The organism is Marinobacterium rhizophilum DSM 18822 (assembly GCF_000378045.1).
Lineage (GTDB): Bacteria > Pseudomonadota > Gammaproteobacteria > Pseudomonadales > Balneatricaceae > Marinobacterium_A > Marinobacterium_A rhizophilum.
In genome coordinates this window covers 135,688-157,392 of the sequence record NZ_KB899101.1, presented here as the reverse complement: position 1 = coordinate 157,392, position 21,705 = coordinate 135,688, and the positions used below count along the sequence as shown (strand labels likewise).

Here is a 21,705-nt window from a genome sequence, read left to right as displayed (position 1 = left end):
CGATCATAATGATGGATAGACTGTTTTACGGCGGTTTTGCACTCATTTGGGACAATACATTGGCAGAACGGCCAATTCACACAGCCTTAGCTACCGGCAGCACAAGCTACATGAGTGTAGCTTGTGCATCGTGATTCTATTTATTAACCCGGCGGGTTAATACATGAAGCAGGGATGCTTCATCATTGGCCGCAGGCCAATGCGAACGCCGCGGAAACCAGCATGTCCGCGCACCTGCGCCCGTTTCCGTGGCGTGATGTGCAAATAGGTAGGGAACCTATTTGCACACCAGGTTAATAACACCTGGAACGAGTGGCAAAGAACCGCTTAAGCGAGTTCGCAGATCAGCATGGAGTCCGACAGGCTGCTGCTATTCGGCAAGCGCTAACGGCGCAGTGCAGCGCGCATCGGTCAGGCTGGCATGCGGAACAGCACCTGACCTACCCGAGCCAGTCCTGCAGGACGCCAAAGTTCCGAACACCCATTACCCGGCGCGTCAGTGGAACCGGCTGGCTTGAAAAAAGGGTCTTCGCCGATTAAAGGGAAACCTTGGCTTTTGCACTCACGGATTTCTGCTTTGCAGCCTTTGAGCTCCAACAGCACCCGCGGAAATTCCGCTGTGCACCCAGAGAGCTGAAAGTGGCGCCCGGGACCTGTTAAGGCAGGCTATTGGGAGGAATGGCTTTCACTGCGCTCGAGTCGAGCCCTCTTCTCGGATTCGAATCTTCGACCTGGAAAAACAAAAAAAGACACCGAAACAGGCTCACCGCAACACATCCTGAAATACCCAACGCTCGCCCGTCGGCTACACTCAATGGCGGGTGCTGCAATGCAGCATGGTGCTCAAGAGGCGAAGACGGGAGGCAGTGATGACCGATCGAAAGAAAGCGACTACGAAAACAGACCGGGCCCAGGCGGCCTTTGAGGCCAACCGCAAGGCACCGGTACCGGCCCCCCTGTTCAACCCCCTGATGCCCTGGCTGAATCCGGGGCCCTGGTGGCAGGCCGAGTTTCTGTTTATCGAAATTCAACTCCAGGGCGACAAGGCCCGTATTCGCTGCGAGCGCAAAACGTTCCGGGATGGCGTCGTCAGTCAGGAAGCAATCGATGGCCAGATCCCGATGGAGCACTACTTCGCCGCGGTCGATCAGCTGCAGCAGCAGACACAGAAAATGATGCAGGCCATGCTGACGCCCTGGGTCGCGCTGATGCCCTGGGCCATGCTGATGCAGCCGTTTAGCCCAAACGACCTGGAGCGGTAACCGCCGGGTCACTGGTAATAAAAGATGGCGCTATCATCCAGGTCGCGCCTCAGTCGCAATCTGCTGTGTAGTACCCTACCGCTCTTGGGTGCTCAAAAACCAGGGCGCACGGAGGCTTATCATCGGACCGGTTTCAGCACCATCTGGTAATCGGGCTCCACCGATTCTGCTCAGAGCGCATCGAGAATATTTCTCTTGGTTTGACGCAAATGTACCTGCATGGCCAGGCGTGCAGCCTCCGGATCCCGCTGCTCGATCGCATCGATAATCGCCAAATGTTCATCATGCCCCGGCGAGGTTCGAGCCGGCAGAGTCTGATTCTCAAACAGTTGAGTCGTCTTGCGCAGTTCGGTGACGATCTTGGCCAGAACCTTATTGTGGGTTGCATTGGCGATACCCAGATGCAGCGCCTGGTCGAACTCCCACTGCTGATTCGGGCTGGGTTTGGTGGCCTCCATCAGCTCTTGCAATTGCTGGCGGCAGTTGCGGATCATGCCAGGCTCCGCTTTGACCGCCGCGATTGCCGCTGCCTCGGGCTCGATCAGCTCCCGCACCTGTAAGGCACTGATATATTCATCAAGTGATACACGCTTGACCGCAATGGTCCGCGCACTAAGGCGCACCAGCCAAGATTCGGCTTCGAGCTGGCGCAACGCTTCGCGAACCGGGGTGCGGGACATATCCAGCGCTTCGGCGAGTCGACGTTCCTGCAATACCTCACCGGCGGAGAGCTCACGCGCCAGAATCATTCGCATGACTGCGTCATACGCAACTTTCGAGAGCCCCTCTTTACCCAGAATCTCTTGCAATCGTATTCCTACCTCTGCCGAACAAGCCCCGAACAAAATGGTATACCACTAAAATACCATCAAAAGTTAGCCTGCCGATTATACGCTGCCCGGCCTGCGAATGCTCGCATCAGGCCAGGCTTGTCGAAGGCTTAGAAGCCGCGGCTCTCACCCCGCGGACGTGCCGGCTGAGGCCGCTCACAGGGTACGAACCGGCCCTGTCCCGCAGTGCCCTTAAACTGGCCATTACGCCATACGACCTGCCCCCGGGAAATAGTGGTCACAGGCCGACCTCGCAGCTGCATACCCTCGTAGGGGGTATAGTCGACATTGTGATGAAGCTCGGCATTGCGAATGGTCCACTCCACTTTCGGATCCCAGATCGCAATATCAGCATCCGCCCCGATCGCGATGGTGCCCTTGCGTGGGTACAGCCCGTAAATCCGGGCGGGGTTTGTCGCAGTCAGGGCAACGAACCTTGTAATGTCGATCCGCCCCCCCAGGACCCCCTCGCTGAAGAGCAGCGGCAGACGGGTTTCAATCCCCGGAATGCCGTTGGGTATGTATTGAAAGGGCGCTGTGTCTCCCGCCGCCTTTTTGCCCTTGTCGTCGTCGTAGCGAAAAGGCGCATGGTCCGATGAAAAAACCTGGAAAACGCCATTTTCCAAACCGTCCCAGACCCCGGCCTGATTAGCCTTGTCCCGCGGCGGTGGGCTGCAGACGCACTTGGCGCCCTCAAAGCCATCCTTGTCCAGATCCTCTGCCGTCAGAAACAGATATTGAGGGCAGGTTTCGCCGTACACCCTCAGCCCTCGCCCCTGGGCCCAGCGAATCTGCTCGATCGCCTCACGACCGGAAACATGGACGATCAACACCGGCGTGTCGACAAGCTCGGCCAACGAGATCGCCCGATGTGTAGCCTCCCGTTCAACGATCGAGGGTCGGGCATCGGCATGATAACGGGGCGCCGTATGGCCGATTGCCTCCAGTGTCTCGGTGAGCCAGGCGATACAGTCAGCATTTTCCGCGTGTACCATCGTCATGGCACCCTCGCGCCGAGCAACCGCCAGGGTCTCCAGAATCTGACGATCGTCGAGCTTGAGGTCATCATATGTCATATAGATCTTAAATGAGGTATAACCGGCCTCGATCAGTTCCGGTAACTCACGCACCAGCACATCCTGACTGGCATCGCTGATGATCAGGTGAAAGGCGTAGTCGATACAAGACTTCCCATTGGCCCGGCGGTGATAATCCTCAACGGCAGCTTTCAGGCTTGCCCCTTTTTCCTGAGCGGCAAACGGGATCACCGTAGTAGTTCCGCCACACGCTGCAGAGCGGGTACCGGATTCGAAATCGTCCGCCATTTGCACCCCGGGTCCCATCGGCTGATCGAGATGACAGTGAGCATCCACGCCACCGGGCAGCACAAACTGCCCGCTCGCATCGATCTCTTCACGGCCCGCCTCCAGCCCCTCGCCCATGGCCACAATGCGCCCATCACGCACCGCGATATCGCAGATCGACGTATCTGCGGCCGTGACGACAGTGCCATTTCGAATAACCAGATCAAAACTGTTCATCTACACCCCTCTTTAAAGAAACTCAGCCTTCTTACTATCTGAACCCTGTTCAGCGGGTGCCGCTGCGATTGCACAGGTGTGAAAGCTTGCGCCAGAGGCGCAGAAACAACATCCAAAGCCTTACTTTGACGCCAGATAAGCATGCCAGCCGTTGCAATCGGTGATATCGGTCACACCAGGCAGCCCAATGGCATCTTCACGCATTTTCATGCTTAGCGACCCCGAACCGTCTTCGAGTTCAATCAATGTCAGTTCCAGCTCACAGGGTTCGTTAGGCAGCAGCTGCTCGCGTAACTGACGATAGGACACCTCATAGAGCTCTCCCGGTACCATGGCTCCGCCCTCGACGACAGGCCAAAGACCGGGAAACTCATCGCGTACCGAATAGAATTTATACTTTTTAGCAGTGTTGACCCTGCCCAGGCACTTGGCGCCCTGAAGGGCAAAATTGATGCTGCCGCCGGACATCGCCTGACCGTTGACGAACATGCGTAACATGGGTTCTGAATGACTCATAACAGTTCCTTGCAATAGTTGACGTTTGAATACTCATATACCTGCTCAAATCAGGCTGAGCCGCTTCCCTGGACTCAGCCACCTCATCAGGTGTCTCTGCCATAAGTAGCGTCTACGGATTCACGAAGCGCTCCAGCGAAAACGGCGACAGGTCCCACTCGGGTTGGCGCCCTTGAATAAGCTCGGCCGTTATGCACCCAACCATAGGCCCCAGGGTATAACCGTTCGACGTCACCGCATTATAAAATCCAGGGTGTCCCACAACCTCCCCGAGTATGGGTGCGCCATCGATATTGACGTTCATGGCGGCCCAACTTCTGAGTACCCGCAATCGGCCGACAGCAGGCAGTACATGGCGGGCAACCCACAAGTTACCTTCAAGGCTGTCTAGCAAAGGACGCGGATGGCCGTGGGGAAGACTCGCGGTCGCGGGCCAGCCACCACCAATAATCAGGTTGCCGTTTGCCGCCTGTTTAAGCGTCAGATGACGGTCGGCATGAGCCAGTAATACATCCACCAGCGGCTCCGTGGCCTCGGTGACAATCATCTGCAGCGGAGTACCAGACACCGGCACCTCGATACCGGCAAGCGCGCCAACACCACCGGCCCAGGCACCCGCCGCATTGACGACACGCCCTGTTTTGATCGACCCGCAATTGGTTTCCACCCGCCAGCCACTGCCCTCGGGTGCTACCTTCTGCACGGATTCGCCAATATAAAAGCGCGCGCCCTCCGCTTTAGCGGCGGCCACCAATGCGGGCGTTGCTAGCAGCGGATTGATCTTTCCCTCCTCGCTACACCAGGCCCCACCGATCACCGACGGTGACAACTGGGGCAACAGAGAAAATGCCTCAGCAGCACCGATCACTTGGGTATCGATGCCGAGTGAACGCTCCAACGCCGCCTTCTCTTCAAGAAAGGCCAACTGCTGTTTCGTTTCGGCCACCATCAGGCCGCCGCTGCGCTTAAACTCGATATCGCAATCGAGCTCCCCGGCCAGAGATGCCCACAGCTGTGCGCTCGCCTGTTGCAGCGGCAGGGTCTGTGCAGCCGGGCCACCTCCGGCTTCGGCCTTGCGCCCATAATCGAAAGACAATAACTGAACATGGAGACTACCGGCGTTGCCGCCGGAGGCCTCACTGTTCGGCGCCCGGCGATCAACGACCACGACATCAATCCCTGCACGCGCAAGAAACAGCGCTGTTGAGACGCCGGCGATCCCGGCGCCGATCACCGTCACTTCGGCCTGTCTGAGCTCAATCTGAGTTTCGTTGTTCGCCCCCGAGCAGCGACGCGACGGTGGTGTGACACGGAGATGTCCACCCCATTCGCCTTTTTCGATGGCGATGCTGCCGGCAATCAGGGGCTTAACCGGGTTCTGGGGCGCAGGCAGGTCTAGCTCTCCACAAACCTGCTGCTCTTCTGCCAGCAAGCGCTGAACAGACGCGGCGCAATAGCGACCCTGACACCGCCCCATGCCGGCCCGGGTATGGCGTTTAACGGCACCAAAATCAGCTTGCGGGCTGGCACAAGCCTGAATCTCTGCGGCAGTCACATCTTCACAGCGACAAATGACGGTATCAGGCGTGACGCCGGCCAAGGGCTGCAATGCAGACTTAAACGCAAACCACATGCGATACTGAAAATTCCGGTGCCGGCGCAAATAACCACGCCAATATTCCTGCTCGGGATCCCCATGACGATGACCACAATGCGCGGCAGCAGCAAGGCCTGCCAGATAACCTTGAGCCATGGCGATATGGGCACCACCGAAGCCTCCGGCCTCTCCTGCGACGAAGACACCTGGGACACTGCAGCGCCCGTCATCTTCCCGTACTGCCGAGATCCAACCCTGGTCACCATCATTCCACCGATGTTCGACTCCCAACAGACGAGCAATCTCGGCCTGGGGCAAGAAGCCATACCCCAACCCTAGCGCTCGTGCCGGCAGCTGTCGCCGTTCTGCCGTCAGACTGCCATCGGCAGCCACGGCCGCCAACTCAACCGACTCAACCTGGGCTCCCCCCAAGACGCGACTCACGGCATGCCCGTAAATAATCGGCACACCGGCCTGGCGTAGCCGCCAGAGATAGCCCATGCCCTGAAATATCAACGAAGGCGCCCGCGCCATCGCCAAGGCCGAAGACCGCAGCGCGGACATAGACAGCGGCCTGCCACTTTCAACCACCGCCGCGACATCAAACCCGGCCTCAACCAGTTCGGCCGCGACCTGCAGGTTTAATGGACCATTGCCCGCGATCACAATAGGTCCCGCGGGCGCCGTGCGATAAGTGCGCAAAAGGGTCTGAAGCCCACCCGTTGTCATCACGCCAGGCAAGGTCCAGCCGGGCACTGGATAGGGACGTTCGGTCGCTCCCGTGGCAATCACAAGCGCACGGGGTTTCTTCAAACTAACCCCCTGTGGACCCTTTACACCGATGCAGATACTGTCGTCGCCCTCACGAAACGCGCCCCACACCAAAGTGCCCGTGTGCAATTCAACGCCGGCGTTGAGTACCTTCTGAGTAAGCTGACGCCCCTTCAGCATCTGCCTGTCAAGAGCTGGCTCTTCAAGGCTGCCGGACAACTGTTTGAAATATTGCCCGCCCGGTTTGCTCCGTTCATCAACAACGAGCACGACAGCGCCTGCACGCTTTGCCGCCAGCGCAGCCTGCAGTCCTGCAGGGCCTGCCCCTATGATCAGTACGTCAATCTCGTCTTCAGGCAGTGCTTCGCTTGGCATCGCAGCGACGGTTTCGTCAGCCGTCGTCACTTGGCTGCGATAGGGCTGAGAGCTGACCACCATGCCATCGGCAACCGGGGTCATGCAGGCACGGTGGCCGGAACTGCCATTGACGGTCACCAAACATTCATAGCAGGCGCCCATGCCACAGTAGTGCCCATGACCCGCCCCCTGACGACCGCCACGCTGCGCCAGGTGGCCGGCGGCAACCAGTGCCGCGGCTATGCTTTCCCCCTCCACCACCTGAACAGGCGTACCATTGAAGGATATGCGTTTCGCGGTTGCCCCCAGCCTGGACTGACGCTCTGAAGCTCGCATTCGTTTCTCCTGGTCTCATCCACTACAACCCGGCTTGCTTGAAGCCTTCGTCATCGATCAGGCACTGCTATGGCTTAACGCACGTGCCTGCCCATTTAAGCGGCACGCCAGTACATGAAGCCACTAATTCAACAAGACCCGACTACTGGCCAGAGGGGGACGCAGCAAGCCCCAGGGAACTGACAATCTGTCGGGCCCACTCACGATCCTGCGCCGGGGATGGCAGACGCGGTGAACGCGGAACACCGACGCTAAGGCCCATTTCATCGAGCAAAGCCTTGGTGCCTGAAACATAGCGATGGCCGAAAACAAAATCGATAACGGGCAGAATGTGATTATATATTTCTCTCGCTTTATCGAGGTCCTCTTCCAAGACGGTTGCATTATAGAGCGCCGCAAATTCCGCCGGCATAACATTGGAGCCGACAGCCACCCAACCTTTTGCGCCACTGACAAAGGATTCAAAACCGAGGACACCACCAAAGACAGTCAGACGATCACCGCATAGTCGAATAATATCCCGTACCCGGGTGACTTCCAGAGTCGACTCCTTGATGTAAAGAACATTATCGATGGTCGACAAACGGGCCACCGTTTCTGGCAACATATCGACATTCGCCGCATTCGGATTATTATAAATCATGATCGGCAACGATACCGCGTCGGCAATCCGCTTGTAATGATTAAAGAGTTCATCTTCAGTCGGGTTGCAATAATAGGGCGGAATAATCATCAGGCCATCGGCGCCGAGCGCTTCTGCCTGTCGGCTGTATCGAATTGCATCTTCCGTGCTTTCAGCACCGGTTCCCACCAATACAGGTACACGACCCGCCGCCTGTTCAATGACCGTACGGGCAACTTGTTTCTTTTCATCATCATCCATGGACAAAAATTCGCCAGTACTGCCAAGCGGCACCAGACCATGAATGCCCTGTTCAATCTGCCAATCCACAAAAGACCGCATCCTCGCTTCATCAAATTTATTATTTTTATCGAAAGGTGTGATCAAAACAGTAAAGGTACCGTTGAATTCCTTCATTATTCTAACTCCAGTAAAATCTTATACTTTAATTTGAAAGCAGTTCTGGCAACGCGGTAACCACAGCAGGAACGTAGGTTGCAACCAAGAGCACAGTCAGCATTATACTAAGCGGGTAAATAACCTTTGCAGCAACCTTTGTGATAGGCCTTTGCGCAATACTGCTGGCGACAAACAAAGTGATACCGTATGGCGGCGTAATCATGCCTATCGAAAGGTTCATGACAACGACCACACCAAGATGTAAAGGATCAATACCATAACTCTGCGCCACCGGCAGCAATACAGGCATCAAAATCAGTATGGCCGAAATACTCTCCATGAACATTCCAATAACCAGCAGGGCACCGTTTAGCATCATCAGGAACACCCAGGGGTTATCGGAAACACTCTGCAATAGCGCCATCAAATGGCCCGGCACATTTTCTCGCGCGACGATCCAGGAGAAAACACTGGCAGTCGCAATAATCATCATGACCGAGGCGGAAATCCCCGCCGCCCGCAAAATGAGGTCCGGTATATCCCGCCATTTCAGCTCTCGATAAATAAACATGCCAATAAGCAAACCCGCGGCAACCGCTACGGCGGCGGCTTCTGTCGGCGTAAAGATCCCCCCCACGATACCGCCGACAATGATAAGCGGCATGAGAAATGCGGGCCCCGCCTGTACCGCCGCCACTCCCAGGCGCTTCAGGGAGAACGGCGATACTTCTGCGTAGGCACCGCCATGGTAACGGGCATAACCGTACCCCACGACAAGCAACCCGAAGGCCATCAACAGACCCGGCACTATGCCACCAAGAAACATGTCGCCGACCGACAGGTTGCCGACCGTCGCCAACACCACCATCATGATCGACGGGGGAATGACAGGCCCCAGGGAACCCGCGGCTGCCATTAGTGCTGCGGCAAAATCAATGCCGTAACGCCGCCTGCGCATTTCGGGCAACATCAGCGATGCCGTCGCAGCGGTATCCGCAGAACCGGATCCTGAAATGGCAGCAAGCCCTGTACCCGACACCACCGATACAAGCAGCAGTGAACCCCTGATCCAGCCCACCAGCGCAGTGGCGAAATCAATGATACGTCGCGCGATGCCACCGCGCTCCATCAACAATCCCGCAAACACGAAAAACGGTATGGCCATAATTGTGAAGCTGTTTAGACCAGCAAACATCCGCTGAGACACTATGCTCATCGGAATGCCTTCGGCCATCAGGGCACTGGCGGCTGAGACACCCAGAGCAAACACTATAGGTGCGCCCAGCAGGATCAATGCAAAAAACGCGACCGCGACAATCGTCATGTTGCCTCCCCTTCGTCCTCGTTAATGGCATCCGTTCCCGGACCGTAAATCATGTGCAGGTAGCTGACGAAGAACTCTAGTGCAAAGTAGGAAAGACCCACCGGCAGTGACAGATACGGCAACCACATGGGAATGCTCAGCGCAGGCGAAGTCTGCACCATGCCGATGCGGATCAGCTGAAAGCTGCCCATTATCGCGGTCCAGAGAAACCAGAGGCCGACGGCGAGAATCGCGATGGCGATCACTCGTTGCAGCAGGCGCGGCAAGTGCATGTAAAGCACATCAATGCCCACATGAAGCTTGCGTCGCATGGCAAGCCCCGCCGCCAGAAATATCATCCATATCTGGGAAAAAGTGGCTGTCTCCACAGCCCCCGCGATGGAATAACTGAACACATATCGACCCAGAACCTGGGCCAGTACTGCCAATACCATATATGAGAAAAAGATCACAATCAGTACGGCGACTACTGACCTAAGCCCCTGAACGATCAGTTCAGAAATCCGAAGCGCGAGCTGCATCGATATACCCCTTTAACGCTTGGTCGTTAACATTTTATCGAAGTGACATCCGTTGTACTATTCAGTCTTTTCGATTAACTCAACGAGCTTTTTCTTTTTGTCGGTATCGGCGAACTCGTCATATACTTTCTGTGCCCGTTCCCGAAAAGGTGCAACATCAGGTTTCGTGATAGTGACACCATAGGATTCTAATTTACCGCGCAGCTGTGAATCACTATTCGCATAGACTTCCCGCTCATAATCTGTCGATGCCTTACCCGCTTTCAAAATGGCAACCTGTATATCTTCCGGGAAGGATTCAAATTTTTCCTCGGACATAATCAGATCCGCTACCAATGTGGTCCAACTGACTTCGGCCAGATAGGGTGCGACTTCATAAAAACGTTTTGATTCATAGTTTGTATACGCTGCCTCAGCACCGTCGACGACACCGGACTGAAGCGCGGAATAGAGCTCACTATAGGCAATGGGTGTAGCGTTAGCACCAAAGGCATTGAAGGATGCTACGTGGGCCGGTATCTGCATTGTTCTAACTTTATCGCCATCCAGATCGTCGATACTGTAAATCGGTGCTTTGGTAATAATATGACGCACACCGGCCTCATAGAAGCCGAGCAATTTGAAGCCTTTATCCTGCATAGAATTACTTAGCGAAGCACCGACTTCACCTTCTAGAACACCGTACATGTGCTGGCGACTTTTAAATAAAAATGGTAAATCAAAAATCGACAACTCATCGACAAAGTTGGTGAGAACACCGTTGGTCGGAACTGTTATGTCCAGCGTACCTAGCATCACACCTTCGATCATTTCCTTTTCATTCCCCAACTGGTTGTTCGGGAATATCTCAACTTTAACACGGCCTTCGGTTTCCGTTTCGAGCACCTGTGCAAAACGCTCAAGCCCCTTATGGTAGGGTTCGTCCGCATTAGCGGAATGCCCCGCCCTTAATGTAATTGTCTCGGCGTTTACCGACCCAGCGCTAAAGGTTACCAACGCCACAGCCGCTGCCAATAGATAAGGCTTCATCAAATACTCCTTCAGTATCTTTATCGAAAGGTCAACTCCGTATACCGTTGGTATACCAAAAAGATACTGGCATAAAATTTCCCCTCTGACAAGCCTCGAAACCCACCCTCACACAGAATCATTTCGCATTAGCATGAGCCATGAAAAAGCCATCAAATAAAATCACTGCAAGAAAAAGGCCAGTAAACCATTGAAACAAATATCGTTTATAACAAAGGGCACAGGCTGAGAATGACTCGACAATTCTGAAGTAGCCAACTGACGAGCGAAGGGAAAATTAAGCACGCACAGCATTGATGCCGGGCGTCAAACTCAAAGATGCGAAAGGCAAAGGCCAGCATCCTAGCCCGTGTAAGCATCAGGATGGTCACTGCAGCCCCCTGATGCAAGTGAGTTGCTTACGGCTGGAAAAAGTTGAAACCGCCCCGCCAGACCAAAAGAGCACAAACAGTGGCATTGTAGTATGCAGACACATATCAATGCGGATACACGTACCAGCCGCACGCACGACCTCACCACCACTGGCAAGCAGAGCATGTAAACCTCCCTGTTTTAGTGCCAGCTATTATCAGATTTCATCCGGTCGTTCTGTTTAGCTAGAATGGTCCGACTGACACAGTGCTGGCTCAGTTGGCCCCTCGCGTTTCTTGATGAGGTCGGCGGCGTTGCTGTGAACATGCTGCCGTCTTAAAAGCCGTCCGACATCTACCAGCTGGTAGCAGATAAGACCCTGGCTGAGCTGAAGATGCTGGCCACCCCAAATGAGCGGCCCGCCCAAATAGAGCGGGATGACGAAGGCCCTGGCTGTTCAAAATGAGCATGACGCTAAAACTGAACAGGATGGTGAAGGCCCATCTGACGCCGAGCAGGCTACTGCAAATAACCAAGTTAGCCAAATACAGCGGGACGATGAAGGACCGACCGACGCTGCGTCTGCGCTGGTCAACGCTGTATTCGGAGGCGGTAAATGAGCAACCTTATGATCGCCGGGGCATCCATCCGGCAAGGCAAAGATGGGCGCTACTGCCGCAATGATCTACATCGAGCAGCTGGAGGTGAAGAGCGGCACGGCCCTAACAAGTTTCTGCGCTCCTGCCACGCGGACGCTCTGATTAAAGAACTGGATAATGGACAGATATGGCCGGTCAGCTCCAAGCGTGGCCGGTCAGGCGGCACTTACGTAGCCCGCGACCTGGTCTACTCGTATGCGATGTGGATCAGCCCTGCATTCAATCTTCAGGTCATCCGAGCGTATCACGATATGCAGACCCCGAAGCAGCTGAGCAATCTGGAAATGCTTGCCGCCCAGGCTAACGAAATGGTGCGCATTGAGCAGCAGCAGAAAGCCCAGCTCGCAGTGATCAACGAGACCAAAGCCGCAGTATATGAGATCAAGCACGTACTGGAGAACAACGGAGCGCCTGCTGGCCACCTGCCGCTGGAATTCAACACCCTCGGCCTCAGTGTTGAGGGCTATGTTCACGCAGGCTCCAAGAGTCTGAGCGAACACGGAATAGAAGAATTGCTGACGAGCAGCCCAGACCTTGGAAGAGCTGCAGAAGCTGGCCACCCCAAATGAGCGGCCTGCCCAAATGGGGCAAGATGCAGAAGCGGAAGGTCCGACCGAAACAGAGCTGGCTCAGTGGTGGATCGACTTCGGGATCAACCGCAAGATCACCAAGCGTAACTGCATGAGATTCGCGCACGCATCGAAGCAATCCAAAAACGAAAAAAGGAAACCGCTAGGCTTCCCTTTTTCATCCCAAGACTGGGCAGTCTCGAGGAAATCTGACGTCAACATTTATGTCAACATCGCCTCTTTGAAATACAAGTAAATTACTGTTATTCAAGGAGTTTTTAAATATGGCGGTGAGGGAGGGATTCGAACCCTCGATACCTTGCGGTATACACACTTTCCAGGCGTGCTCCTTCGGCCACTCGGACACCTCACCATATTGTTTGCTGCGTAGTCCTTTCGAACTTGTAACCTGCACGCCTGGGCGTACTCGTTACCGTCGTCGCAAGCTCCGACGTTCTCTCCGGCTTCGCCTCCGAGTCAACCACTCGGACACCTCACCATATTGTTTGCTGCGTAGTCCTTTCGAACTTGTAACCCGCACGCCTGGGCATGCTCGTTACCGTCGTCGCAAGCTCCGACGTTTACAGATTTCTCAGGTTCAGCACGGGTTGTGACTGCCGCTCTGCACCGTTGAGGCCGCGTAATTTAATGGATAACTTCATGAATTGCAAACTTTTTACCTAACTTTTTTGCAAACGGCCAAGACGCAACGGGGCGCCAGCGGCGCGGCGACCTATTTCAGCTCCACCAGCCCCTGTTCGATGGCGAACCGGGTCAGGCCGGCGGCGGTCTGGATGTTGAGCTTGGTCTTGATATTCTGGCGGTGGGTTTCCACGGTGCGAACCGAAATACCGAGCTTGCGGGCGATGTCCTTGTTGCTGCCGCCCTCCGCCAGAAGACGCAGCACCGTTTCCTCCCGCGGCGTCAGCGATTGTGCATCGGCCCCGGTTGCACCGAGTTCAGCAGGCCCTTGCGGTGCATCCAGGCTGAACAGCGACTGGGACGCGCTGGCACTGAAGTAGGTCCCGCCCTGGTGCACCATTTCGATAGCCTTGATCAGCTCATCAGACGACACATCCTTGAGGATGTAACCCGAGGCGCCTGCGCGAATCAGCTGCAGGATGTACTCGCGGTTGTCGTGCATGCTGAGGATCAGTACCCGCACCGCGGGGAAACGGGAATGAAAGGCCTGGGTGGCTTCGAGCCCGTTCATGACCGGCATGGATACATCCATCATGACCACGTCCGGCTGTAGTCGCTCTGCCAGTTCCAGCGCTTGCAGCCCATTGTGCGCCAGCCCCACAACCTCCAGATGAGGTTCTGTCTCAAGCCGCGACGATATGCCCTCCAGGACCAGCGGATGATCGTCGGCCAGCAGGACCCGAATCGGGGTACGTTCTGTCATGAATAAAACTCCGCTGTCATACTCTCAAGATCATTGCGGCCGGTCACGATGGCAAGCCAACGCAGAGCCGCGTCCCCTCTCCCGGCGCCGATTCCAGCTCCAGCTCCCCCCCCAGCAGTTCCAGCCGATCACGGATATTGCGCAGGCCAATGCCGGCCAGGGGCGAGAGGTCCTTTGGATTAAAGCCGCAGCCATTGTCTTTCAGCTCCAGCCACAAAAGCTTGTTGCCGTACCAGCTGCGCACCAGCAGACGGCTGGCGTCGGCATGTTTTTCGATGTTGGTAAGCGCTTCCTGCACCACCCGGTAGAGGGTGATTTCGATGTCATCGGTCAGGCGCGCCGCCGGCAGTGTCAGCCGCAGGTCCACCAGGATACCGGTACGCAGTTTGAATTCATCCAGCAGATTGCGCAACGCAGGTTCAAGACCGAGGTCATCGAGGATGCTGGGACGCAGGTCATGGGAGACCCGGCGCACCTCCTGTATGGCCTCGTTCAGTACTGACATGCCGTGACGCAGATCGGCCTCGGCACTGGCATATTGGTCGCCCTTGGCCAGCTTGTTCAGCGCCGACTCGATGCGAAACTTCACCGACACCATCAGCTGATTGATGCCATCGTGCAGTTCCCGGGCAAAACCGCGACGCTGGCTGACCTGCAATTGAATCGATTTGTGGGCCAGGGAGCGCAGCCGCGCATCGGCCAGACGGCTTTCATGCAGGTTCAGCGCAATACCGATCACAACAATCACCACCACCGCCGCCGCCAGTATCAGCAGTACAGTAAAAAAGGTATTGCGAATATTGCGCGTTACCTCACTGCGAATATTGGCCACTTCCTGGGTGATATCGTCGATATAGAGCCCTGTGCCCAGCATCCAGCCCCACTTGGCGAGACTCACCACATAGCTGAGTTTTTCCTCGGATTCGCCACGCGACGGCTTTTGCCACAGATAGCGGTGGAAGCCCCCGCCCTCCCGGGCCAGTTGCAGCAGGGAGCGAATGACGTAATCGCCCTGCTCGTCCTGCATGTCATACAGATCCTGCCCCACCAGACCGGTCAGGATGGGATGCACCAGCACGTTGCCATGCTGGTCGTAAACGAAAAAGTAACCGTCTTCTCCAAAGGTCAGATCATTAAGGATGCGCTTCACCTCGGTCTTGGCGGCTTCATCATGCACATCGGAATTGGCAACGATATGGTCGATGGAGGTCAGCGCCAGGCTGACGTAATGCTGCAGTTCGCGCTTTTTGGAACTGAGCAGATTGTCTTCGAAGATGTGAATTTCCTGCTCCGACAGGCTGCGGGCCTGTTGCAGGCTGACCATGGTTACCAGACTGCTTACCAGCAGCAGGGGCAGAATCGCCAACAGCAGCAGTTTGGCTTTTAATGACATCAGTGATTGCGCCCCCTGTAGAATGACCCGTGCCGCTGTGTGACCCGGGTCATGATAACAGCAAAATCGGCGGCCCCGGCATGTGCCGGGGCCACCGTGCAGCCCAGATGCATAAGACCGCTTGGTGCCGGATCACACCAGCCCGTAGAGCCCCGGGAACATCAGTATCGTCACCAGCACCACAAGCTGCAGCAGAATAAACGGCACCACGCCGCGGTAGATGTCGGTGGTGCGTATCGATACCGGTGCAACCCCTTTGAGATAAAACAGCGCAAAGCCAAAGGGCGGCGTCAGGAAACTGGCCTGCAGGTTCATGGCGATCAGGATCGCAAACCAGATAGGTGCGATGCCCAGTGCATCGGCCACCGGCGCCAGTATCGGCACGATGATGAAGCTGATCTCGACGAAGTCGATAAAGAACCCCAGCACCAGGATTGCCAGCATCGACAGCAGCAGAAAGCCCATCTGCCCGCCAGGCAGTCCGGTCAGCACTTCCTCAACGATATAGTCGCCACCGGTATAGCTGAACGCCATCGAAAAGGCAGTGGCTCCCAGCAGGATGGCGAACACCATGGCGGTAACCTTCACTGTTTCGAGCGCCGCCTCATAGAGCATTTTCCAGCTGAACTGGCGGTACAGCAACGACAATATCAGGGCACCAACGCCACCCAGCGCCGAGGACTCGGTGGGCGTGGCAACACCTGCGAAAATCGAGCCCAGCACTACCAGAATCAGCGCCAGTGGCGGCAGGATCGCTTTGAGCGCCTGACCATAATAGGTCCGCCGGCTGATGTTGCGGTCAATGGGCAGCGCCGGTGCGGACGCCGGATTTAAAAAGGCATAGATCAGGATATACAGGACATAGGCGCCAATCAGCAACAGTCCCGGCCAGAGCGCGGCCTTGAACAGGTCCCCAACGGGAATGCCGAGCACATCGCCCAGTATGATCAGGATGATGGAGGGCGGAATGATCTGCCCGAGGGTACCGGAGGCACAGATGGTGCCGCAGGCCAAAGATTTTTCGTAGTTGTACTTGAGCATGACCGGCAGCGAGATCAGCCCCATGGCCACGACGGAAGCACCAACCACCCCGGTGGATGCCGCCAGCAATGCGCCCACCAGCACCGTGGAAATGGCCAGGCCACCACGCACGCCGCCAAACAGTTTGGCCATGGCTTCCAGCAACTGTTCAGCCAGGCGGGTCTTCTGCAACACCAGACCCATAAAGATAAACAGCGGTACCGCCATCATGGTGGTGCTTTGCATGATGCTCTGAATACGAAACGGCATGAAGGCGAAGATATCCGGCCCCTCGGCAAAAACACCAAACAGCAGCGCCACACCACCAAAAATAAAGGCCACCGGGAAGCCGCTGAGCAGCAGCGCCAGGGCGGCAAAAAACATCACGATACCGATCATGGGTGATTACCTTGAATGTCAGCCATGGACTGTCCCCGCAGGGTATTGACTGATTTCAGCGCCAGCCCCAGTCCACTCAGGGCAGTGGCAAAGAATGCAAACGGGATGGCCGCCTTGATCAGCCAGCGGTAGGCCAGGCCACCCGGATCGCCGGAGGTTTCGCCCAGCAGATAGGATTCATGGGCAAAGCCCACCCCGTACCAGCCCACCAGCAGGCAGAACGGCAGCAGCAGGCAAAGGGTGCCGGTCAGGTCGATCCAGGCGCGCTTGCGCGTACTCAGGCGGTCATACAGGATATCCACACGCACATGGGCGTCGGCGCGCAAGGTAAAGGGCACACCCAGCAGAAACATCAGCGCAAACAGATGCCATTCCATTTCCTGCATGGCAATGGAAACGTCATTGAACACATAACGGCTCAGCACATCGTAGAAAACGTTAAATAGCAGCAATACAAAAAGCACGGCAGCGATCTTGCCAAACAGATCCGAAACCCGATTGACCGCCCGCTCCAGTTTTAACAGCATCATGAGAATTCCTCGGCATTATTCCTCGGCATGGGTCAGCGCCCTGTGCATCGGCGGAGCCCGGCGTCGGATACACAAACGGGAGCCATACATGACTCCCGTTAAGTCCCGACTGATCAGTCGGACAGACTGTTGAGGTACGCGCGGTCGGAAATGTTGGTCCAGACCCGGACTTTTGCCTGATAGTTCTGCTGCGATTCGATAATCTGTTTGGCCAGCGGATCGGCAGCGGCCGCTTCTTCCAGCAGTTCGTCATTGGCCCCCTTGAGCGCTGTCATGACTTCTGCCGGGAAGGTCTTGATCTGAATATCCGGGAACTCGGCTTTCATCTGCGCCCAGGCGGTCGCAGAGGCATCGTAATTCTGAATGTACATGTCGTAGGAGGCGGTACGCATGGCGACGCGCAGGATTTCCTGCAGGTCTGCGGGCAGTTTTTCCCAGCTGCGGGTATTGATCAGGAACTGCAGTTCGGTGGCAGGCTCATGCCAGCCGGTGTAGTAGTAAGGCGCAATCTTGTGAAAGCCCATGCGCAGGTCAAGCCCGGGGCCAACCCATTCCAGGGCGTCGATGGTGCGACGTTCCAGCGCGGTATAGAGCTCGCCCGGCGGAATGTTGGTCGGGTTGGCGCCGAGCTTGGCCAGCACTTCACCGGCAAATCCCGGAATGCGCATTTTCAGGCCCTGGATGTCTTCCAGCGAGTTGATCTCCTTCTGGAACCAGCCGCCCATCTGATTGCCGGTGTTGCCACCGGGGAAGGACATCAGGTTAAAGGGTGCGTAGACCTGCTGCATCAGTTCCATGCCGCCGCCTTGGTAGAACCAGCCATACTGCTCGGGGGTGGTCATGCCGAAGGGCATGGTCGAGAAAAACAGGGTATTAGGCACCTTGCCTTTCCAGTAGTAGGACGCCGAGTGCCCCATGTCGTACTGGCCTGCGCGCACCATGTCGAACACGCCAAACGGTGCCTTGTGCTTGTTGGCAGAATCAATGGTGATCTTCAGCCGGCCGTTGGACATTTTCTCGGCCATGGCGGCCATGTTGCGTGGTGCGTCGCCAAATATCGGGAAGTTGGTCTGCCAGGTTTCTGCCATTTTCAGCCGATACACCTTTTCATCGGCCTGGGCCGGATTGAACAGCGTGGCCACGCAGGCCGCCGCCGCAATCAGGGTACGTGCAACAGGGAGTTTAAACATTGTTATTATCACCTTTGACTGGCTGCCCCCGCGGGGGCTTCAAGTGCGTACATGGCCTCTTGGGCCATGCACACCCGCATCAGATTCACTTGGGAACCGTAACGCCATGGTGACGAATGCCCGCCCGCACCGCCATTCGCACTAATGCGCAGCAGCCCTGTTAGCGGACGCGGGCTAATACCGAGGACGCTCAGTAGAAATACCTAGCCGCCTGTCGGACTTACCACTGATCTACTGTGGAAAAGCCGATTTTGGTCATTTATCGCGCTCTTTTTTGTTAAATAGAACCACTATTCGTCTCAAAAGAGCCCAAAAACTGCCTCAAAACGGACTATCCCTCGTTACGACCGGCCAAGTCCGACAGGCTGCTAGAAAATTGCAATCGAGCAGGCATAAAAAAGCCGCCCCAAAAAGGGACGGCCCAAAAATAAACGCGGGGGAGAGAACCGCCGGCCTAGTCGGCCTGTCGACGCAAAAACGCAGGGATATCGAGGAAATCCATATCATCGGTACCGGTTTTCTGCAGCGACTGAGCCGGCGCTTCGATCGCGGGCGCCGGCGCTGCACGGGCAGCACGCTCTTCGGCCCGGTTGCGCAGCACTGTCGGCAGCTCCAGCTGGCTGTAATCAGTGGTGGGCTTGCCGGCGGCGGAACGGGACACCGCATTGGCAGTACCGCCGTTGGCCACCCGAACCTCCTGCTGCTGTACCTGCCCGAGCCCGGTTGCAACCACGGTGATGCGAATTTCGTCGCTCATTTCCGGATCGATAACGGTGCCGACAACGATGGTGGCGTTGTCAGAGGCATACTGCTCGACAATATTGCCGACTTCGGAGAATTCCCCCAGGCTCAGGTCCAGCCCGGCGGTGATGTTGACCAGTACGCCGCGGGCCCCCTTAAGATCCACGTCTTCCAGCAGCGGGCTGTTGATGGCCGCCTCGGTCGCCTCGGATGCCCGGCCCTCACCGCGTGCATTACCGGTGCCCATCATGGCCATACCCATTTCGGACATGACAGTGCGCACGTCGGCAAAGTCGACGTTGATCATGCCGGGGCGAATGATCAGATCAGCAATCCCCTGCACCGCGCCCCTGAGAACATCATTGGCAGCATTGAAGGCGTGAATCAGGCTGCAGTTCTTGCCCAGCACCGGCAGCAGCTTTTCATTGGGGATAATAATCAGTGAATCGACGCATTCCTTCAGCTCGCGAATGCCTTCTTCCGCAATTTTCAGGCGCTTTCTGCCTTCGAACGGAAACGGACGCGTCACGACGGCGACGGTCAGTATGCCTAGTTCCCGTGCAACTTCCGCCACGATCGGCGCGGCCCCGGTACCGGTCCCACCGCCCATGCCGGCGGTAATGAACACCATATCGGCGCCCGTGAGCATCTGCGAGATACGTTCCCGGTCTTCCAGCGCGGCCTGACGGCCTATCTCCGGGTTAGCCCCGGCACCCAACCCCTTGGTGAGATCGCCACCGAGCTGGATGACACTGCGGGCGGCCAGCCCGGACAACGCCTGTGCATCGGTATTGGCACAAATGAAGTCAACGCCATCGACATCGGCGCTGACCATATGCTGTACGGCATTACCGCCGCCGCCACCCACGCCGATCACCTTAATGACGGCATTCTGAGCAACGCTATCAGCCAGTTCGAACATTTGACTCCCCTCCTTGCAAGTGCCAGCTTCTTCGTCTGAGCACCTGCGCCTGCTTTACGTTATGGACGACTCTGTAACGAACAAAACCTAAAAATTCCCCTGAAACCAGGATTTCATGCGCTCCACCAGCCCGGGCTCTTCACCGACTTCGATCGGCTGGGGCTCACGCCGGGATGCTTCGCCCTGGCCGGAATAGGCCCCGTTATAATTCTGCCTTGCATAGAGCAGCAACCCCTGCGCCGTGGCGTAGACAGGGTTACCCAGAATATCTTCCATGCCATGGACGCCCACGGGACTGGCGAGACGCACAGGTATGTGGAATATCTCCTCAGCCAGTTCGACCGCCCCTTCCATCTTGGCCGTACCGCCGGTCAGGACGATACCGGCAGCGACCAGGTCCTCGAAACTGCAACGGCGCAGCTCCGCCTGAATCAGTGAAAACAGCTCTTCGTAGCGAGGCTCAACCACCTCGGCCAGCGACTGGCGCGACAGGCTGCGCGGCGGGCGCTCGCCGACACTGGGCACCTTGATGGTCTCATCGGCGCCAGCCAGCTGCGCCAACGCACAGGCGTACTTGACCTTCAGCTCTTCGGCATTCTGGGTGGGGGTACGCAGGGCCATGGCAATATCATTGGTCACCTGATCCCCGGCCACCGGTATAGACGCCGTATGACGTATGGCACCGCCGGTAAACACCGCGATATCGGTTGTGCCGCCGCCGATATCCACCAGGCAGACGCCCAGGTCCTTTTCATCGTCTGTCAGCACCGAATAACTCGACGCCAGCGGCTGCAGCACAACGCCATCGACATCCAGGCCGCAACGGCGCACGCACTTTTCGATATTCTGCACCGCATTGATCGAACCGGTGACCAGGTGCACCTTGGCTTCCAGGCGCACGCCCGACATTCCAAGCGGCTCCTTGATGCCTTCCTGGTTATCGATCAGGTATTCCTGCGGCAATATATGAATGATTTTCTGATCGGCGGGAATGGCCACGGCCCGAGCGGCATCTATTACGCGCTCCAGATCCTGCTCGGTCACTTCCCGCTCGCGCACAGCGACGATACCGTGGGAATTAAGGCTACTGATGTGGCTGCCGGCGATTCCGACGGTCACCGAATGCACCTTACAGCCGGCCATCAACTCGGCCTCTTCCACCGCACGCTGAATCGAGTTGACAGTGGACTCAATATTGACCACCACACCGCGCTTCAGCCCCCGCGACGGCTGTGAGCCTATTCCGACCAGCTCAATACGCCCGTTCGGATCCATTTCGCCCACCATGCACACCACCTTGGAGGTGCCGATGTCGAGTCCGACAATCATGTTGTTAGGCGTTACCATGTGGCCATCATCCGCTTTGAATTAAATCCGTTTAGAAAGGCGTTTGGGTTAAATATCGCAAGAACCACGCCAAC

At 56.6% G+C, this 21,705-nt stretch carries 18 protein-coding genes and 1 tRNA gene; 3 read left to right on the top strand and 16 right to left on the bottom strand.

Going from position 1 to position 21,705, the window contains the following annotated elements; translation table 11 throughout:
• Positions 1-869: 869 nt before the first annotated feature.
• Positions 870-1,262: a hypothetical protein gene (locus tag F451_RS0114940; protein ID WP_020682195.1), complete on the top strand. Its 393-nt coding sequence runs from the start codon at positions 870-872 to the stop codon at positions 1,260-1,262.
• Positions 1,263-1,432: 170 nt separating this feature from the next.
• On the opposite strand, the gene F451_RS0114935 is transcribed toward F451_RS0114940, so the two are convergent.
• The 8 genes from F451_RS0114935 to F451_RS0114900 form a co-directional block, all read right to left on the bottom strand.
• Complete coding sequence (locus F451_RS0114935) at positions 1,433-2,071, bottom strand: GntR family transcriptional regulator (protein WP_240476494.1); 639 nt, start codon at positions 2,069-2,071, stop codon at positions 1,433-1,435.
• Between the two features lie 131 nt (positions 2,072-2,202).
• Positions 2,203-3,633, bottom strand: coding sequence for a dihydropyrimidinase (hydA, locus tag F451_RS0114930; RefSeq protein ID WP_020682193.1), 1,431 nt, complete (start codon positions 3,631-3,633; stop codon positions 2,203-2,205).
• 120 nt (positions 3,634-3,753) lie between these two features.
• Complete coding sequence (locus F451_RS0114925) at positions 3,754-4,149, bottom strand: allophanate hydrolase-related protein (protein WP_026291790.1); 396 nt, start codon at positions 4,147-4,149, stop codon at positions 3,754-3,756.
• A 112-nt stretch (positions 4,150-4,261) separates the two neighbouring features.
• Entirely contained in the window at positions 4,262-7,210 is a 2,949-nt protein-coding gene (locus F451_RS0114920) for an FAD-dependent oxidoreductase (RefSeq protein ID WP_020682191.1), read from the bottom strand.
• Between the two features lie 142 nt (positions 7,211-7,352).
• Entirely contained in the window at positions 7,353-8,249 is an 897-nt protein-coding gene (gene dapA, locus F451_RS0114915; RefSeq protein ID WP_020682190.1) for a 4-hydroxy-tetrahydrodipicolinate synthase, read from the bottom strand.
• Between the two features lie 28 nt (positions 8,250-8,277).
• Positions 8,278-9,555 carry a TRAP transporter large permease gene (locus tag F451_RS0114910; protein WP_020682189.1) on the bottom strand — a complete coding sequence of 426 codons (1,278 nt, stop codon included), beginning with the start codon at positions 9,553-9,555 and terminating at the stop codon, positions 8,278-8,280.
• Positions 9,552-10,076 carry a TRAP transporter small permease gene (locus tag F451_RS0114905; protein WP_020682188.1) on the bottom strand — a complete coding sequence of 175 codons (525 nt, stop codon included), beginning with the start codon at positions 10,074-10,076 and terminating at the stop codon, positions 9,552-9,554. Before F451_RS0114905 ends, F451_RS0114910 begins: the two co-directional genes overlap by 4 nt.
• Positions 10,077-10,133: 57 nt before the next feature.
• On the bottom strand, positions 10,134-11,105 hold the full coding sequence (locus tag F451_RS0114900; protein ID WP_020682187.1) for a TRAP transporter substrate-binding protein: 972 nt from the start codon (positions 11,103-11,105) through the stop codon (positions 10,134-10,136).
• 967 nt (positions 11,106-12,072) lie between these two features.
• Here F451_RS0114900 and F451_RS26770 point away from each other — a divergent pair.
• Together F451_RS26770 and F451_RS0114885 are read left to right on the top strand one after the other, a co-directional pair.
• On the top strand, positions 12,073-12,684 hold the full coding sequence (locus F451_RS26770; RefSeq protein ID WP_020682185.1) for a KilA-N domain-containing protein: 612 nt from the start codon (positions 12,073-12,075) through the stop codon (positions 12,682-12,684).
• Entirely contained in the window at positions 12,650-12,940 is a 291-nt protein-coding gene (locus F451_RS0114885; protein WP_156826502.1) for a hypothetical protein, read from the top strand. Before F451_RS26770 ends, F451_RS0114885 begins: the two co-directional genes overlap by 35 nt.
• Before the next feature lie 29 nt (positions 12,941-12,969).
• Here the strand turns inward: F451_RS0114885 and F451_RS0114880 are convergent.
• The 8 genes from F451_RS0114880 to ftsA form a co-directional block, all read right to left on the bottom strand.
• Positions 12,970-13,057, bottom strand: a tRNA-Ser gene (locus F451_RS0114880).
• 360 nt (positions 13,058-13,417) lie between these two features.
• Positions 13,418-14,089, bottom strand: a complete 672-nt coding sequence (locus F451_RS0114875) for a response regulator (RefSeq protein ID WP_020682183.1) — start codon at positions 14,087-14,089, stop codon at positions 13,418-13,420.
• Between the two features lie 43 nt (positions 14,090-14,132).
• The gene (locus F451_RS0114870) at positions 14,133-15,482 is read right to left on the bottom strand and encodes a cache domain-containing protein (RefSeq protein WP_020682182.1); all 1,350 of its coding nucleotides are present in this window, start codon (positions 15,480-15,482) and stop codon (positions 14,133-14,135) included.
• Positions 15,483-15,614: 132 nt separating this feature from the next.
• Positions 15,615-16,901 carry a TRAP transporter large permease gene (locus F451_RS0114865; protein ID WP_020682181.1) on the bottom strand — a complete coding sequence of 429 codons (1,287 nt, stop codon included), beginning with the start codon at positions 16,899-16,901 and terminating at the stop codon, positions 15,615-15,617.
• Positions 16,898-17,431, bottom strand: a complete 534-nt coding sequence (locus F451_RS25665; RefSeq protein WP_020682180.1) for a TRAP transporter small permease subunit — start codon at positions 17,429-17,431, stop codon at positions 16,898-16,900. The genes F451_RS0114865 and F451_RS25665 overlap by 4 nt, the downstream gene beginning before the upstream one ends.
• 113 nt (positions 17,432-17,544) lie before the next feature.
• A complete protein-coding gene (locus tag F451_RS0114855) occupies positions 17,545-18,621 on the bottom strand; it encodes a TRAP transporter substrate-binding protein (protein ID WP_020682179.1) in 1,077 nt (358 codons plus the stop codon).
• A gap of 454 nt (positions 18,622-19,075) precedes the next feature.
• The gene (ftsZ, locus tag F451_RS0114850; protein ID WP_020682178.1) at positions 19,076-20,284 is read right to left on the bottom strand and encodes a cell division protein FtsZ; all 1,209 of its coding nucleotides are present in this window, start codon (positions 20,282-20,284) and stop codon (positions 19,076-19,078) included.
• Between the two features lie 87 nt (positions 20,285-20,371).
• A complete protein-coding gene (gene ftsA, locus F451_RS0114845; protein WP_020682177.1) occupies positions 20,372-21,631 on the bottom strand; it encodes a cell division protein FtsA in 1,260 nt (419 codons plus the stop codon).
• Positions 21,632-21,705 lie beyond the last annotated feature (74 nt).